We start from the raw sequence: 18,607 nt of genomic DNA, 5'->3' as shown, positions 1-18,607 counted from the left end.
AGATTTAATACTTTGGATTTTGACGTGTAATGTTCTTATTCACATCGGTTTCATTTTGCGGAAACGGATACAATTCATGCTTTCCTGCTACAAAATTAGTAATCGAAGGAAAGAAGTAAGTAGCACGGATTGCTTTTACTGCGGCACTTGTTTCAGCTAGTTTATCGCCCAAAATCCCCCATCTGATTAAATCAGCTCTTCGCATTCCTTCGCCGGAAAGTTCCCAGGCTCTTTCTTGTTGCAGGGCTTTAAGAAAGTTCTCTTTGCTAAGGCCCGTTGGCAAATTTATTTGGTCAGTTGTTGGTTTTGTTAATAGTCTTGCTGTTGCTGTTGCTCCGGTTCCTTTTCCGTCTGTACTTGTAATTGTTACGGTTGGCACAGAAGTATAACCATCTCCCGAGCGTAACATACCAATAGTGTTTATACCTCCACTGGCAAGTGTAACCACAGCTGCCGAAGCATCAGAGCCGCCACCGCCATTGATCTGAATGACAACATTGGCTGCATTTGTATATCCTGTTCCTTTGGTTTTAATATCAACAGCAATTCCGCTTCCCTGAATATCGGCTCCAAAAGCTCTTTTTCGCACCTGATTTACGGCATCGTAAGCAATGGCATTTGGACCTTCGTTTAGTTCATTTTCTACCTCGGCACGCATTAAAAGTAAATCAGAATATCGCATGATTACCCAATTGATGTGCGTGTAAACTCTTTCGGCAGTTGCATTGGTCTGATATTCTCTGCTCCATTTTCCTATAGTCCATCTTTCGTCCTGATTGGTGGTTAAAAGCGGTAATTTATTTCCTAAACTATTTATAGAATAGGTGGCAATAGAAAAATCCCTGCGCTGATCAGCTGCATTAAAGCTATTGTAAAATGGTTTTGGCACCAGACATCTTGATATATTCGACGGATAAAGTCCGTTTGCAGTTGCAGGACCATTAAAATTGCCTACCCACGATGCATTTCCTAAATTTCCGGAAGGATTGTAAAAAGCAACCTGAAAAATATTTTCTGTAGGTTCTAAAACATGCTGGCACTGGTTTTTGAAAACTTTAGAATAAGACGGATTTAATTTGTACGGATTTTGAGCCATTACATCATTAATCTGTTTTTGCGCTAATTGGTAATATTCTTTATAATTAGAAGGACGTTTTGAAGTTCCGTCTGCTGCTAAAGAATATCCGCCGGCAAACAAAGCTACTCTTGCCAACATTGCTTTTGCAGCCCATTTATTAATACGCTCAGTTGTTGGGTTTTGTTCCGGTAATAATAATGAAGCTTCTGTCATGTCTTTTATAATTTGCGTATAAATCTCATAACGATCAACCAAACCCACTTTTAGGTTATCTCCTGATTGTGAGCTTTTTGTTTTAAAAGGAACATCGCCCCATAAACGAACTAGCTCAGAGTAATAGAAACCACGCAGGAATTTAGCTTCACCAAGCATGATGTACAGTTGTGCTTTTTCTATATTAGTTCCGTTAGTAAATAAATCCATTTGTGGGATTCTTTCGATGACTACATTTGCTCTGTCTATACCTTCATACAATTTACTCCATGCGGTATAGAAAGTGGTAGTTTGCGAAATTCCCTGATAATGGGCTATTGTACGCCAGTCATCTGCACCAATTCCTGTCATTTGCATTACATCTGTATCGGCATCAAAAATTAGCGAAATATTCCATCCATAACTATCCAGGGACGACATCGATTCGTAAACTCCTAAAGTTGCCATGTTGGCTTCATTAACATCAGAGAAAAAGTTAGCCGTTGTAAAGTAGGAGTAAGGGGTAACTTCCAGTTCTTTATCACAGGAATTAAGAGGCAATAGGAGACAGGTAATACCTGCTGCTAGTATCATTCTGCGGGAAAATATATATTTTTTCATCTTTTTTAAACTTTAAATTATAGTGAAATATTTAAACCTGTAATAAAGGATTTGCTTCGCGGATAAGCGCTAAAATCGACTCCTCTTGTTATGGCATTATTAATCACGCTTACTTCGGGATCATATCCTGAATATTTTGTAAATACATATAGGTTATAGGCAGTAAAATAGATTCTTAAATTAGAAATTTTCGATTTTTTCAACCATTCTTTTGGTAAAGTGTAACCAAGGCTTATATTGTTAATTCTTAAAAACGAACCGTCTTCTATGATATCGCTGTACAAACGTCCGGTAGTGTTACCGTTAAAAGCCGGATTGGTTTTGCCTATATTCAGCGCTGCCAGTTCTGTAGGATCTGTTACGCGTTGTCCTGCTGCATTAATAGTAGTCCATCTGTCGGCATAAATAGCAAAGGTGTTTAGATTGTCCAAATTTAATCTTGAATTGTTTAATACGTTAGCGTTGTAAATATCATTTCCAACGGTAAAATCAAGAAATATACTTAGGTCAATTCCTTTATAGCTAAAAGTATTATTAAGACCTCCTGTATATTTAGGATTTGCATCGCCAATAGCAGTTCTGTCCAAATCATTGATTACACCGTCAGGAGTTCCATTTGGACCGCTAATGTCTTTAAATTTAATGAATCCCGGCTGTACAACAATATTATCGCTTACCACGCCAGTTTTTAAAGTATAGGCACTTGTCGCAGGATTATAATCAAAATCATTTACCTGATACAAACCATCTCTCACGTAGCCGTACATGGTACCAACTGATTTTCCTACTTGTAGGATATAATCGTTTTTATCTGTATAACTATTGGTAATCAAATAATTTTCGCCTTCGCTTAAAGCCAGTACTTTTGTTTTATTAAAAGCGATATTAAAAGTGGTACTCCAGTTAAAATTATCATTTCTAACATTTATTGTATTCAATGTAAACTCGATTCCTTTGTTTGAAGTTGCCCCTATGTTCTGAAACTGTTTTTTAAATCCTGAACTCGCAGGAACACGTGTATTGTATAATAAATCTTTAGAACGATTGTCATACATCTCTGTTGTAAGTGAGATTCTTTGATTAAAGAAACCTAAATCAAAACCAATGTTGGTCGATTTTGTAGCTTCCCATTTCAGGTAAGGATTTGGTAAATTACTTTGAAATGCCGTGATATTGGTTTGATTGTTTAACGGATAAGATCCTGAATCAAAAATCCCTAAAGCGGCATAATTAGCAATCCTGTTATTTCCGGCTTCACCATAACTTAAACGCAATTTCATGTCAGAAAAAACAGGAAGTTTTTTCATGAAATTTTCTTCGATCACTCTCCAGGCTACAGATACTGATGGAAAATAGCCCCATTGATTTTCAGTTCCAAATTTAGAGGAACCGTCTGCTCTTAAACTGGCTGCAAATAAATACCTGTTTTTGTAGGAGTAGTTTGTTTTTCCAAAGAAAGAAAGCAATTTATCATCTTCGGCAAAAGTAGTAGGCATTCCCGCTATGGTTCCTAATTGTAATTTGTCCCAGCCTAAATTTACATCCGGAAAAGCAGTTGCAGTTGCTGTAAGTCCTTCGGCATAATTATAAATGTATTCCTGTCCTACCGTTGCATCGAATTTGTGATTTTTTTTGAATGTTTTTGTATACGTTAAAACGTTATTGTAGTTTAAACGAGTAGAAAGATTATGTGTAACTCCGGCATTTGGCCCGCCGTTTCTGATGGCCTGAATACCTCTAAAGTCGTTAAAAAATTTGCTTTTTACACTATTGTCGTTGTAACTGATTAAACCTCGATAGACTAAATTAGGAGTAATATTGTACTGTAACTGTAAGCTTAGATTGATAGCTCTGGTAACAGCCTCTCTTTTTTGACTGTCGATTGTAACCAGCGGACTTTGTAATGTTGGTGAATCCAGATTGTCTAATGGGTCTAAAAATAAGGTTTTAAGATCTTCATCAGATCCAAATTTTCCAATTGTTGGTCGGTATTGCAATACATTTTGCAGCATGCTTAATCTTGCATTTCCACCATCGCCTGTAGACAAACCTGTTACTTTTTGATTGGAGTAATTGACAATAGCATTAACCGAAAACTTTTTACTGATTGTATTAGTGACATTTAGTTTTGCAATATTCTTTACAGAAGCACTTCCTAACATAATTCCCTGATCATTATTGACCGAATAAAAAGCATTGTATTTAGTGTCATTTTCGCCTCCGCTAATACTAATTTTATGATATTGACTTTCTACCGCATCTCCAAAAACTTCCTCTTGCCAGTCGATACCTTTTCTGTCTTTATAAAGCCCTTCAAGTTCGCTGTACTCGCCAAAAACATTGGTGAATTTTTGCAGTCTTGCAGCATCAGTTGCCGATTCATATAATAATTGGGTGTATTGGTAAGGATTCAAAACCGGAAGTTTTTTGGCCAGTGTTTTAATTCCGCCATAGGCATCATAGCTAATGGTTAATTTCCCGCCTTTGGCTTGCTTGGTAGTTACCAAAACCACTCCGTTTGCACCTTGGGCACCATAAATAGAAGTAGATGCTGCATCTTTTAGAACATCTATAGATTCAATATCCATAGGATCCAGGAAAGCCAGTCCGCCTGTTTGCGCCACACCGTCAACCACATACAAAGGTTCGTTGCTTTGAGTGATTGAAGTTCCGCCTCGAATTCTAAGTGAAGGCTGGGCTCCCGGTGTTCCGTCAGACATTGTTACCTGCATACCTGCAATACGTCCTTGCAAAGCCTGAGCAACGTTTTGCACCGGAATTTTCGATAATTCCTGACCTTTTACTGAAGATATTGCACCGGTAAGATCTTTTCTGGTTTTGGTACCGTAACCTACTACAACTACCTCATTAAGATTATTCGTGTCATCAAGCAATTTTGTATTGATAAGGGTTTTGTTATTGACCTTTTGTTCACTTGATTTTGTTCCCATAAAAGAGAAAACCAAAGTAGCATTAGGCTTTACCTTGATTTGGTAATCACCGTCTATAGAAGTTACGGTGCTGTTTTTGGTTCCTTTTTCAGAAACGGTGGCTCCCGGCAGCGGCATGCTTTGGGCATCAGTCACTACACCTTTTACGGTAATAATATCCTGCCCGTACATCACTTTACAAGTTGCCAGCAACAAAAATAAAAATAGAGTCCTTTTCATAATTTTTTTTTTAATCGGAATAAGCTTTGAGATTTAATTCCTATTGATGTTATTTAAGTTGAGTTTTCGTCTTGCCAAATAAATCAGCCACTATTTTACTGCAAGGTCAGGTGATGTCTATCAAATGATTCCGGCAGGGATTTGAATGATATTTCGAAATTGCTTTCGGAATAAAATGATGAATGTACTTATGATGAATGTACTTACTAGTTTCATTTTGCCAATCACTCAATTGCTGTTCGTGGAGAAAATTATAACAATTAATTAACTTGAGAAAGAGGCTGGGGAATTTTGCGTCTGGTAAATAATAATAGATTTTGTTCGAGTCGGTTTTTTTCTTTTAGTCTGGTCATGTTTTTTTTGGTTTTAATTAAAACAAATATAGAAATCGGGCATATACGACAGTTTTGAATACGTCCAAAATGCTATTGATTTTGATTAATACAACGTTTTCGTATCCCATGAACACTGGAAAAATAAGGGTTGTGAGTTGTTTTTGTAAAATATTTTTCCAGATGAAGTCCTGTAATTACTAATCAATTTTAAAATATAGTGCGTTGATTAAGAATTAAGCGAAATGAAGCAAAATGTTAACTGAAATACTTTGGTTCTGATATGATTTAATAATCTGATTTACCCATTTCTTTTTAAGATTCAGATAAAACTTATAATTTTAAAATTGAGTTGATGATTTATTCCTGAAGTAATGGGAATTAAATTTTGAAATTGGTTTTTATTTTGAAAAAATGGTTCAGAATTGATAAAGAAAATAATGTATGTTTGGCCACTAAGAAAGCAAGATACTAAGTTTTTGAGCGTAATAGTAAGTTGTTTAGAGAAATGGAGTAAAGCGTTAAGCTGGGCGTAATGGCTCACGGATAACGCGGATAATACTGATTTAAACGGATTTTTTATTTGGGTAGAACTTTGTCAAAGTTTTTTCGACACAGAAGAAACAACAAGAATGCAGAAAGCTTTATCCTGGAAACTTTTACAAAGTTCTCAGAATAAAGCTTTTATGGTTTTGTAAACTTATTTACAGTTATTTTAATGGAAGTCTGATGATTCGAATATCATCATGATAGGCAATACGGGTTAGAACATTATCGCTGGTAATTATATTGCCATTGTCATCTTTTCCGGCTTCGCGATACACGCCCCATTTTAGATAACCAACATTACCGTTAGCGGGATTACCTGTGAATGTCACGAAGTTATTGCGTTCTAATACTAGTTTATAGTCTGACTGATCAGGAAGCTTAACGTAAATTTTCATATATCCCGTAGTATCCGTCATCCATTTTACTTCGACACGAAATTTAATCCATTGATTGATGTAGGGACGAAAATCAGTAACCAGATTATCCTGATACTGATAATTTCTGGCAACGATTGCATTACGTTTAGTCAGAATTCTTAAAGGCAGCAACTGATTATCAGACATTTTTAACTGAAAAACATTATCGCCATAAGCAGGGTTAGCACTATTCCATGACTGCCAGTCTTTCAATAATATGCTGACTTCGTATCGATGTTCGTCTCCAGGGTTATAATGATATTTTGCTAAAGAAACAGCATCAGATTCACTGCGGTAAGCATCGTTTGAAAAATAACCGCTGTCGCCAAGGGTAACTTTATGTGCAATAGCGTATTTGCCAGTATGGCCGGGTGAAGTCATATAAACGGCATCGGCTGCTGTGGCATGAGTGCCGGTTATACCTGTAATTCCTGAGGTAACTTCTCCGGATTCGTAATTTATGTTGAGAATGGTATCGTTTACAGCTGGTTTTATAATTGGATCTAACTTGTCATTTTGTTCCTTACTACATGCTATCCCTGCTGTTACTACCAAACCGACTAAGGTTAGTTTAAGTATGATTTTTTTTTTCATAATTGTTTTACATTAAAAAAATAAATAACGAATGGATTTTTAATGACTGCGTTTTCTTCTCTTAATATTCATTAAGAAAAGAAAACGCAGCTAAAATTTTGATTTTTATTGTTCTAGTGTTGTTTTAACAGCATTAGTTTTACCGTCAATTGTGATGTTTAAACTAATATTTCCTTTCTCAAAATCATTGCCGGGGTTTGGTTTGATGGTAATTTTCGGAGCCTTATTTCCATCATACGGATAAACGATACTGATAAATTGTTGTGATGCGTTGTCGTTTTTTGGTTTTTCGAACACAAATGCCGGTCTGGATATTTCTTTTGCATAAGAATACGAAACTTTTCCTTCTTCTTCGTTTAATACCACTTTGTCGCTGTTTAAGGATTGAATCAAAAGATTATTTCCATCTTCGTATGTGGTGTAAACACTGTTATTTGCTTTATCAAAAACCGGTTTGCTGTCTTCTTTTAACTGAAAATGTACGCCTAAGTTTCCTGTAGCTGTACCAATTGCTTTATCAATAATTAAAAAGTATTTTCCGTTGATAAAAAGTACGCTTCTTTGATGGTTCAAATTGCTATAGCTAGGATTTGTGTACGTTAAAACATCAAGGTTTTTACTGGTTTTCCATTTGTTTTGACGGGCTTCGGTAATAACCATATCTTTATTATCCAGTGTCAATGTGCTGTGTACTCTTGTCTGGCGAAACCAGTTTCTCATTTTGGTCACTTCGGCATCACCACTATATATATAACAGCCTGTATCTGGTGTAAAATTGCGCCCTTTTACCCAAAGTTCAAAAGTTCCGTTATCCGGCTGTGCATGAAACTCTGCAGGCGGACCAGCTTTTAAAACCATTATTGTTGACTTATTCTCCCATCCGTTTCTAAAGGTATATAAGCCTCCATTAGGAAATGCATTGGAAAGATAGTCAGGTAATTTTCCTGTGGCTCCCTCTGTAGCATAATATTCTATAAGCCCATCATTAGGAAACATCTTTGACCAGCTTGAAAATTGTTTTATCCTTACTGCTTTATCAACAACCCAGGTATCACCAAACATAGGATAGTTATAGTTAGGAAAAGAGATATTGGCGGTAACTAAAACCATTTTTTCAATGGTTTTGATATAGGATTCTGGAAATTCCTTTTCTAATCCCGCCATCTTTGCAGCATTATATGCTTTAGTAAAGATTTCGATACAGCCTACATGATAGGTTGGTGATAATTCCCACTGTACTCCGTCGGCAAATACCTGTAGTTTGATTTCACGGTTAAGGATTTCGATACCGCTTTTGCGCCATTGTTCAGCTTGTTTAAATTCCGGAAAAAAGGCTCCTGCACCCAAAACACGTTGTGCTTCAAATAATAAATGATTGCCTTCTTTACTGTAATGCTGCGGAATATAATCGGTTTGTTTGTTGAAACTGTTTAAAAATTCCATCAAAAATGCTGGTGTAAAGTTGGGCGATACTACAAACAAATTAAATATAGCCGGATAACTTTGTATACGTTCTGATACTTCCAGCGGACGCCAGGCGATACCATCATTTTCAGCAGAACGTCCTAAGTAGTTTTTCTTTTCCCAGTCTCTAAACTGCAGCACCCACTCTTTAGCATATTTTTCATCACCGCTGCTTCTATAGGCTAATGCCATAGAATGCCACCACGTTACACGGTGAAGCTGCCATCGGATTTCATTGTCTTTTATCGGCCAGAGATCCCAGTTGATGTCGGCTCCATAATCAAAAAAGCCATATCCTTTATGTGGTTGAAATTTATGCAATAGGGCATTGTCTGCTTTTTCCTGATTGGCTTTTCCTATCTCTTTTCCTCTAGATCGTGCTTCGTCGCCTATATTAAAATCAGGATGCCTTACGGTTTTGCGATTGCGGTAATAAGTCAGCAGTTCTTTTGCCGCATCATTGTATTTGGCTTCGTTAAAAAGCTGATGTACTTTTTCTAAACCCGGATAATTAAGGTTTACAGCATCAAAACTTTCTTTATTTATTGCAGTTTTCTGTGCATTGCTAAAACAAATATTTAGCAGCATAAAAAATAGCGCGGTGGTTTTTTTTAAGTTTATCATTGGTTTTATTTAATAAATAAGAAGCTGTCCAGAGGATCTTTTAGAGATCAAAAATAACTTCTTACGTTGTTTATTAGTGCGTTAATTTTTCAATTGATTAAAAAGGGTCTTTATATCTGAATTTTTTTGATTGCAGCATATCTTTTCAGTGCTTCCAGATAATAATAATCAGCATAATCCAGCGGTGTATCAATTTCTGAATTGTATAAAAATGCTCCAACGCTGTGTTTTAATAAGAAATAACTATTTTCGCCCGGTTTCGCCAAATAAGCATCTGATGATAATGATTTTAAAATATCCTCTGCATAATCTGCATATTTTTTTCCATCTTTTACCTGCGTGCTTAAATCGAGCAGAGCAGATGCTATAACAGCAGCAGCCGAAGCGTCTCTTGGGGCAAGCTCTGCAGTATCCATTGCATTGTGTACATCAAAGTCCCAAACCGGTACTTTATCTTTTGGCATACGGGGATGGTTCATGATAAAAGAAGCAATATGTTCTGCCTGCTGTAAAAACTTTGGGTTTTTGGTATTGGCATAACACATCGTATATCCGTACAATCCCCAGGCTTGTCCGCGCGCCCAAGCCGATTCATCTGTAACGCCCTGATGTGTTTTTTTACTCAATACTTTACCTGTTTTTGCATCATAATCTACTAAGTGGTAAGAACTATAATCTTTTCTAAAATGATTCTTCATCGTAGTAAATGCATGAGTACTCGCAGCATTTGTATATTCAGGTTTATTAAACTGATTGGCACTCCAATATAAATATTCCAGATTCATCATATTGTCTATAATTACCGGATAATGCAGCCAGGCAAAGTCCCAGGAGCGAATTGCACCAACAGTTGGGCTAAAACGCGCATAAAGGTTTGCAGCACCATCCGCCAGTACCGGAAGATAGATTTTATCGCCGGTGATTCTGTACGCATTTCCGTAAGAACAATACAACATAAAACCTACATCGTGAGTGTTTTTTATATTTCTGATAGAATCCAGTGCAAGCGTGAATTTTTTAGCTTCATCAGCCAGTACTTTGTCACCTGTAAGTTCGTAACCGTACCAAAGACTTCCGGGAAAGAAACCCGTTGTCCAATCTGTTAAACCAGCTAATCTTACTGTTCCGTCGGGATTTACAGAACGCGGATTTTTACCGGGCTTATAAGTTTGCGCTGCTTTGTTGAGTTGAAATTGAATAACCTCTGTGGTTTTTTTAAACCAAAGCAAAGACGGATCATCATTTTGAACAGGCTTTGCAAAAGTGTTATAAGTAATAGTGGAGAGGACTAGAAATAGATTGAAGGTTTTTTTCATAGTTAATTCGTTTATATCTGTATTCTTTTTGTTTTTCGAATATTTATAAAGCGAAGTTAAACGGGAGGTCTAAAATGGTCTTTCAAATTCTATCATAAATGTTTTGAATTTGTGTAAAGTCATTTTTTTAAGGCTTAAACTGGCTATAAATCAATTTTGATGCAGATATGGAATTGTGATTTGAAAGTTTTCAATTGTTGAATTTGAAAGAGCAGAAGATTTACTTTTTATATTATAAAATTTCGATAGAATCAAAAATGGTCTTTTACTTCAAGCAGAAATTATTACTATTTGTAACTATTGCCTTTTTTTGACAAATTCTAAAATTACCGGCTTTTGCTGGTGATTCCGTTGGTTGTTAACATTAAACTTACGTAACAATAATCGTCTGTTAAGAATTTCTTAAAATCTAAAAGTTTACTATATGTCAATTTATGTTCATTTTTGCACTGAAATATTTACTAATATTAATAATTTAACTGAAATGGAAAAAAATAGGTTTTTGATTTATGTGGTTTTCTTATTGGTTTCGCTGACAGCAGCAGGACAAAAAGGCGCTATTAAAGGGAAGGTTTTTGATGGTGCATTTCCGCTTCCGGGAGCGATTGTACAGTTGAATGGGACTCAAAAAAGTGCATCGACAGATTTTGAAGGAAGTTATAATTTTACCGGAGTCGACGGCGGTACTTATGAAATAAGTGTTACTTATGTGGGGTATCAAAAAAATACGCAGAGGATAACAATAGAGCCGGGGAAAGTTACGGTTATTCCGGCTATATTATTATCAGCTTCATCAAATGACCTGGATGAAGTAGTGGTAAAAGAAAATTCAAGAAGACTAAGTGAAGCAAAAGCATTAAATATCCAGAAAAATGCAATTAATTTAGTGAATGTTATTGCAGCGGATGGTATTGGAAAACTTCCGGACAGAAATGCTGCAGAGGCAGTACAGCGTGTTCCGGGTGTTTCTATCGAAAGAGATCAGGGAGAAGGCCGTTATGTAGCGGTTAGAGGTTTGCCTGCTGAATGGAGTTCTACCACTATGAATGGAAACAGAATTCCAACTGCGGCTGATGAAGGAGCGAGCAGAGCTACGGCTTTTGATTTTTTTCCTACTGAAATGATTGGTTATGTGGAGGTTTCAAAAGCGCTTACGCCGGATATTGACGGTGATGCTTTGGGCGGAAGTGTGAACTTTGTAACTAAAACGGCTCCGTCTAAATTTACTGTAGATGCCTCTCTTGGATTGGGATACAATGCAAAATCTGACAAAGGCGTTTACAGCGGATCGGTTTTAGTGGGTGATAAGTCTAAAAACGGAAAATTTGGTTATATCGTGAATTTCTCTCAGTGGAACAGAAACTGGGCTTCGGACAATTTTGAAGCAAGAAGATCTGGAGACGAAGGTGTGTATCGTTTAGAATTAAGAGATTATACAGGAGTAAGAAAAACAACGGGTTTTAATGGTGGATTTGAATTTAATCCGAATGAAAGAAATAAGTTTTATGTAAAATTAAACTACGGAAAACTCCTTGATGAGGAAACTCATTTTAAACACCGTATACGATTTGATAAATTTAATACTGCAACAAATACAGGAAGAATCGAACTTCAGAATATTTACAATGAATTGAATTTTGATTTTTACGGTGGAGAAGTGGGAGGAAAACACATTGGGAATAAAGGTGTTTTTACCTGGAGTCTGGCCACTTACAGTACTCAGTTTTATTATGGCAATGTTCCTGATAAACAAAATAACAGTTACTATTCAGTATTTTTTAAACAAGATGGCGTTGGATTCGATCCGGCGTATATTCAGAATAAAGGAAATGGGCCAAGAGCCTATTGGGATTCTGACGGAGGATATATGAATCCGGATAATATGTTTGGTTATTTGTCTAATTCTAATTTCCAGGACAGTGCTAATTTGATGAACTTTACGACGCTGGAACTTTATAAAGTAGGCGTAAAGGAAAGAGACAATATTGTGGCTGCAGTAAATTATGAATTTGATGTAAATGAAAATCTGAAATTAAAAGTAGGAGGTAAATTTTTAGACAAAGACAGAATCGCTACTTTTTCTGATGAATTTTACAATTGGACGGGAGCCGCTGCAGTGCCAAAATTATCAGATTACGGTCAGTACAATATATTACAGCCGGGGCGTACTGATTATTTAAAAGAGCTGAACACCAATATTGGAAATAGTTTTGGAGCGGTACTTTCGCCAACCGGAATGAATCAGTTTTATAAGGACAATTTCTCTAACGGAAATCTGACACTTTCTGAATCTGATTCTGAAATACTTGAAAACGGAGGAGGATTAGGGCGTAATTTTAATGTAGATGAAACTCATGCCTCTGCTTACGGAATGGCAACTTATAAAATTAGTGATAAACTAACGTTTCTTGGAGGTTTGAGAGCAACGAACACCAATACAAAAGTAAGCGGTTATCAATTTGATGTAACACCTGAAAACCCTGATGGAGTACTTTCGAAAGTTACAAAGACAAAAAGTTACCTTTCTCTTTTGCCAATGCTGCATTTAAAATATACTCCGGAAGAAAATACAAATCTTCGACTGGCGGCTACAAGAACTTTTACAAGACCTGATTTTGGATATCTGGCACCGGGAGGAACCTATTTGGCGGCAGATAATGAGTATGATGGTGGAAATCCAAACGTAAATCCTACCTATTCTTATAATTTCGATGTAATGGGAGAACATTATTTTGGAAGACTTGATGTAGTATCTGCAGGATTGTTTTATAAGGTGATTACCGATCCCATTTTTATGGATACCAAACAAGGTGATATCAACGGACATACCGGAGTAGAGATTTCACAGCCTATGAATGGTGATAATGCATGGCTTTTTGGAGCTGAAGTAAGCGGAAACAAGAAATTTGATTTCCTTCCGGGTTTTCTTAGTGGTTTTGGATTTCAGGCCAACTATACTTTTACAAAATCTAAAATGACTATTCCGGGAAGAGCAGGAACTACAAGTCTTCCAAGACAAGGTGATCATTTGGCGAACCTTCAGTTGTATTATGAAAAAGGAAGAGTAAATGTGAGAGCTGCTTACAACTTCAAATCAAAATATATTACAGAGCATGGTACAAGCGGACTAAAGAGAGATGATGTATATTATGGTGCGTACTCTGCGCTGGATGCCAACCTTACCTTTAAAATATCGGATCACTTTACCATTTTTGCCGAAGCGAATAATCTTCTTAATGACAAATTGGAATATTATTATGGTGATGACAGCCGACCAAAACAAGTTGAGTTTTATGGAATAAGAGGCCAAATGGGAATCAAATGGAGCTTATAGAATTGTGTTTATTGTTTTTTTATTGGGAGCCGGCTTTATGCCGGCTTTCTTTATTAACGGATAATTCGTTTTTACTATTAATGTTAAAATTTTACTATTTGTAACATTTGTATATTCTGATGAAACATCCTTTATTTTACTTTCTTCAAAATTATTTGTTGCTTATAAGCTGAATGCTTAGGTTCTTGTATTATGGTAGTTTAAGCTATTGAAATAGTGTTTTAATACGCCAAGTCAGAGCTTTGGAGAAAATAAAATGTTTACTATTTGTAAATAATTTAATAATTAGTTTACTTTTGCTTAATATTAATCACTGTTTTGAATGCTACTTTTGTACTTGTAAAAACGGATTAATCATGCGAGAAAAAGTAAATAAATTTACAAATAGTAAAAAAATGTCAACCGCCTTAATTATTGCAGCTGTCTTTTTATGTTATACAGGAATGTATGCCATTCGTAAGTCATTTTTGGCGGGACAGTACAATGATCTTTCTTTGGGTTTTGGACTGAATGCAAAAATCATCTTGGTTATAAGTCAGGTATTGGGATATATGGTTTCGAAATTTGTGGGAATCAAAGTGATTTCTGAAATGAAAAAAGAAAAGCGAGCTTTGTGGCTGGTCTGTTTTATTACTTTTAGTTTGGTTATGCTGGGATTGTTTGCCATTGTACCGCCAAAATTGAAAGTTGTTGCGCTTTTCTTTAATGGATTGCCGCTTGGAATGGTTTTCGGAATTGTTTTCTCTTATATCGAAGGAAGAAAAAACACAGAACTTCTTGCTGCCGCCCTTAGCGCCACTTTTATATTCTCTACAGGATTGGTAAAAACAGTGGGACTTTTGTTAATGCGTGATTTTAATGTGAGCGAATATAATATGCCGTTTTTTACCGGTCTGATTTTCTTTCCTCTTTTTTTACTTTCTGTAGTGGTGCTCAATTATTCTAAAGGTCCCAGCGAAAGTGATATTATAGAACGTTCTGAAAGACAGCCCATGTATAAAAATGAACGAAAAGATTTTATAAAAGCAAACTGGGTAGGTTATTTCGGATTGGTAGCTGTTTATGTAGTACTAACGATTGTGCGTGATTTTAGGGATAATTTTATTGTTGAATTTTGGGCGGACCAGGGATATTCAGGAACTCCAAAAATTATCACCTTAACAGAAATTCCCGTTGCAATAGCTGTTTTGCTGATAGCCGCAGCAGGTACTTTAATACGTAAAAACAAAAAAGCTTATAATATTGGCATGGGACTAACGGTTTTAGGATCTGTTATGGTTTTGATTTCAACGGTTATGTTCAAAAATCATTTAATGTCTCCGGTGTACTGGATGATTGCCAGCGGTATTGGTGTTTATCTGCCTTATATTTTATTTCACTGCCTGATTTTTGAGCGTTTGGTGGCGCTGTTGAGCTTTAAGGGCAATGTTGGTTTCTTATTTTACATTGCAGATGCGTTTGGTTATTTAGGTAGTGTTGTGGTTCTTGTACTTAAAGAAATTACAGGTTTTAACCAAAGCTGGAGTGACTTTTTTATATCCTTAAACATAACGTCTGCTGTTGTAATAGGGATGCTGGCACTTTTTTCTATGTGGTATTTTAACCGACGTTTTGCTCAAAAAAAACTTAAAGCAGAAGTGATACTTTGTTCATAATCTTATATTAAAATAATAATGAATATTAAATACGATTTAATTGTTATTGGCGGAGGCGCGTTGGGTGCTTTCCACGCTTATCATGCACTTGAAGCAGGATTGAAGGTAGCTGTAATAGAAAAAGACAAGCAGCCTATAAGTGCAACGGTACGTAATTTTGGTCAGGTAGTTCCCTCCGGAATGGATACCAAATGGCAGAATTACGGACGCGAGAGCCTTAGAATTTATGATGATATCCAGAGTCGGTTTGATATTTCTGTGCGAAAAAATGGTTCCGTTTATTTTGCTTCAAATGATGAAGAAGTACAGCTTATAGAAGAGCTGAGTATTATAAATAAACACAATAGTTACGAATCTCATTTGCTTACAAAAGAGCAGTGTCTTGAAAAATATCCTGGACTTAGAAATGATTATGTCAAAGCCGGACTATTTTTTCCTGATGAAGTAACAGTGGAGCCACGAATAATGATCAACCGCTTATTGGATTTTTTGATAAAGGAGAAGGGTTTAGATTATTTTGGCAATACAAAAGTGCTTAATTGTGATGCATCTTCAGAAGAAACCACAGTGGTAACAGCGAGCGGAGAGATTTATAAAGCTTCAAAAGTGATCTTGTGCTGTGGTTCAGAATTCAAAACATTGTATCCCGATATCTTTGCAAAAAGTGATCTTGAAGTTACAAAGCTGCAAATGCTTCAAACCAAACCACAGCCAGGTTATGAACTCAAAGGTTCTATATTAACGGGATTATCGATAAGACGTTATGAGGCTTTTTATGAATGCCCGTCTTTTACAGCAATTAAAGCAAAAGAAGATCCAAATAGTTTCGAAAAAAAATGGGGTGTTCATATTTTATTCAAGCAGGCAACAGACGGTTCTGTTATTATAGGCGATTCGCACGAATATGCAGATGCAGTGAATATAGACGATCTGGGATTTGATCTGAAAATGGAAGTGGATGATTTTATGATTGCCGAAGCTAAAAAGATATTTAATCTCCCAACATTCGAAATTCAAAATCGTTGGTACGGCATGTATTCGCAATGCAAAGAAAATGATATTTTTCAGCATACTGTTGATGAAAACATTCACATCATAACAGGAATAGGAGGGAAAGGAATGACAGGAAGTGCAGGATTTTCAAAAGAAAACATTAAAAATATATTTAATTTAAAATAGATGACAGATATTAAACTAGTAGTTTTTGATATGGCGGGAACTACCGTAAACGAGAACAATCTTGTGTATAAAACCGTTCAGAAGGTGATTAATCAGGAAGGATTTTCGATTTCCCTTGATGAAGTATTACAACATGGTGCGGGTAAGGAAAAGCATAAAGCCATAACAGATGTTTTGACAGCCTGTACAACTGATATTGACATTGCAACGATTGCAGACAAAGCCTTTGGTAATTTTAAAATTACTTTAGAAACGGCCTATGACGAAGCTCAAATATCGACGTTTGACGGAATGCAGGGCTTTTTTGATACCTTAAGAAAGCATGATATTAAAATCGTACTCAATACAGGTTATGATTCTAAAACGGCCAATAAGTTACTTGAAAAATTAAACTGGAAAGTGGGTAACCAAATAGATGCTTTGATTACCTCTGATGATGTTGTAAACGGAAGACCTAATCCTGATATGATTCAGATGGCAATGGCGAGGTTTGGGATTACAGATCCTGCTCAGGTTTTGAAAGCCGGTGATTCTGAAATTGATATTATGGAAGGTAAAAATTCAGGATGCGCCATAACTGTCGGAGTTCTTAGCGGAGCCCAGAACAGAGAGCAGCTTCAGGTCGCCAATCCGGATTATATTTTGAATAATGTAATGGAGATTGAAAGTATTTTATTTCAGTAGAAAACAGCAGTTGTAGAACCCGTCCGAAAAATGGCGGGTTTATTCATTTTTAGCCAGAAAGAAATAAAGAACCAGCATTTTTGATGGTACATTTCCTTTATTTACCGGAACGTGCGGAATCCTTCCGTCAAAAAATATAGAATCTCCTTCTTTTAGTAAAACTTCTTCCTGCCCGATGATATACCAGCATTCGCCGCTTAAAATATATTTAAACTCATAAGCATCCGTTTCTACTTTTCCTCGCTCAGAACCTGGCTGGACTTCCAGTAAAACAGCTTCAAAAGCAACAGACGATAATTGTTTACCAAAAATAGACTGATAAGCAAACCCCTTTGCTTCATCTTCTTTTTCAATTACTGCATTGTCTTCTTTTCTGGAAATTATAAAATTACTTTTATCGGATTTAGGCAAACCGTTAAAAAAATCAGAAACTTCAATTCCAAGCGCTTGTATAATGTGCAAAAGAACAGGAAGCGAAGGTATCGTTCGTCCGTTTTCGATTCGCGAAATAAGGCCATTACTCACATCGGCATCTGTAGCAACAGTGTTTATAGTGAGGTTATTCTTTTTACGAATCTCCTTAATTCTTTTTCCTAAGCCAATAAGATAATCTTCCATAAAATTTACTATAAGTAAAACAATTGTAAAAGTCCTAAAATTACTTTACAATTCAAAATAATCATTTTTGCAGTAAAATGCACGAGTTAAAATGTATAATGCTAATTGTCAAAGAAATAAATAATCAGCATTCTGGCTGGTTTTTTGCCTTTATTAATGGGAACATGCATTATTCTTCCGTCAAAAAAAAGAGAGTCACCTTCTTTGAGGGTATACGTTTCATTTCCTATTATATAATCAACTTCTCCTGAAAGAATATATTTATACTCAAACGCATCAGTACTTACCTGTTCTCTGAAACTGTTAGGTTCCAGCGTTAAAAAAACGATGTCAACAGTTGAATTCTTAATGCTTCGGGTTAAAAACCTTTCATACGAAAAACCATTTGATCCTTCTTTCTGGAAGTACTCGTAATCACCTTTTCTTTTAATCAAAATCATTTCTTCTTCAGGGCTGATATCCTTAAAAAAGTCACTCAGATTAACCTGTAATGCCGACACGATTCCTAATAGTACACTTAAGGAAGGAATACTTCGTCCGTTTTCTATCTGCGAAATCATCCCTTTGCTCACGTCACTTAAATCAGCAAGTTCCTGAACAGTAAAGCTCTTTTCCAGACGGTATTGTTTTATTCTTTTACTGATTTCGAGTAAAATGGCTCCTTCCATGTTTAGTATTTGTATACAATGTTTAATAATAAACATTACTTCACATTATGTTTACATATAGTAAACAATTGTGTAGTAATATTGCGCTGTAAAAATAGATAAAAAAATGGAAT

General features: G+C 36.0%; 11 protein-coding genes. 4 read left to right on the top strand and 7 right to left on the bottom strand.

Going from position 1 to position 18,607, the window contains the following annotated elements; translation table 11 throughout:
• Positions 1-4 precede the first annotated feature (4 nt).
• From B0A67_RS00900 to B0A67_RS00880, 5 genes are all read right to left on the bottom strand, one after another.
• On the bottom strand, positions 5-1,891 hold the full coding sequence (locus tag B0A67_RS00900; RefSeq protein ID WP_072953666.1) for a RagB/SusD family nutrient uptake outer membrane protein: 1,887 nt from the start codon (positions 1,889-1,891) through the stop codon (positions 5-7).
• Positions 1,892-1,908: 17 nt separating this feature from the next.
• Positions 1,909-5,061 (bottom strand): SusC/RagA family TonB-linked outer membrane protein, encoded by a 3,153-nt coding sequence (locus B0A67_RS00895; RefSeq protein ID WP_072953664.1) that lies wholly within the window; start codon positions 5,059-5,061, stop codon positions 1,909-1,911.
• Between the two features lie 1,042 nt (positions 5,062-6,103).
• Positions 6,104-6,952 carry a heparin lyase I family protein gene (locus B0A67_RS00890; protein ID WP_072953662.1) on the bottom strand — a complete coding sequence of 283 codons (849 nt, stop codon included), beginning with the start codon at positions 6,950-6,952 and terminating at the stop codon, positions 6,104-6,106.
• Between the two features lie 105 nt (positions 6,953-7,057).
• Positions 7,058-9,040, bottom strand: a complete 1,983-nt coding sequence (hepC, locus tag B0A67_RS00885; RefSeq protein ID WP_072953660.1) for a heparin-sulfate lyase HepC — start codon at positions 9,038-9,040, stop codon at positions 7,058-7,060.
• A gap of 110 nt (positions 9,041-9,150) precedes the next feature.
• A complete protein-coding gene (locus B0A67_RS00880) occupies positions 9,151-10,356 on the bottom strand; it encodes a glycoside hydrolase family 88 protein (RefSeq protein ID WP_072953657.1) in 1,206 nt (401 codons plus the stop codon).
• 484 nt (positions 10,357-10,840) lie between these two features.
• Here B0A67_RS00880 and B0A67_RS00875 point away from each other — a divergent pair, with 484 nt between their 5' ends.
• From B0A67_RS00875 to B0A67_RS00860, 4 genes are all read left to right on the top strand, one after another.
• Complete coding sequence (locus B0A67_RS00875; protein ID WP_072954221.1) at positions 10,841-13,690, top strand: TonB-dependent receptor; 2,850 nt, start codon at positions 10,841-10,843, stop codon at positions 13,688-13,690.
• A gap of 356 nt (positions 13,691-14,046) precedes the next feature.
• Positions 14,047-15,345 carry a DUF5690 family protein gene (locus B0A67_RS00870; RefSeq protein ID WP_072953655.1) on the top strand — a complete coding sequence of 433 codons (1,299 nt, stop codon included), beginning with the start codon at positions 14,047-14,049 and terminating at the stop codon, positions 15,343-15,345.
• 18 nt (positions 15,346-15,363) lie between these two features.
• Entirely contained in the window at positions 15,364-16,524 is a 1,161-nt protein-coding gene (locus B0A67_RS00865) for a TIGR03364 family FAD-dependent oxidoreductase (protein ID WP_072953653.1), read from the top strand.
• Positions 16,525-17,208, top strand: a complete 684-nt coding sequence (locus B0A67_RS00860; RefSeq protein ID WP_072953651.1) for a phosphonatase-like hydrolase — start codon at positions 16,525-16,527, stop codon at positions 17,206-17,208. It begins immediately after the preceding gene.
• A gap of 39 nt (positions 17,209-17,247) precedes the next feature.
• Here B0A67_RS00860 and B0A67_RS00855 read toward each other — a convergent pair whose 3' ends face one another.
• Positions 17,248-17,826: a helix-turn-helix domain-containing protein gene (locus tag B0A67_RS00855; protein ID WP_084074400.1), complete on the bottom strand. Its 579-nt coding sequence runs from the start codon at positions 17,824-17,826 to the stop codon at positions 17,248-17,250.
• A gap of 101 nt (positions 17,827-17,927) precedes the next feature.
• Positions 17,928-18,494: a helix-turn-helix domain-containing protein gene (locus tag B0A67_RS00850; RefSeq protein WP_072953647.1), complete on the bottom strand. Its 567-nt coding sequence runs from the start codon at positions 18,492-18,494 to the stop codon at positions 17,928-17,930.
• Positions 18,495-18,607: the final 113 nt, after the last annotated feature.

The organism is Flavobacterium aquidurense (assembly GCF_002217195.1).
GTDB lineage: Bacteria > Bacteroidota > Bacteroidia > Flavobacteriales > Flavobacteriaceae > Flavobacterium > Flavobacterium frigidimaris.
This window is presented reverse-complemented; position numbering and strand designations above follow the sequence as displayed.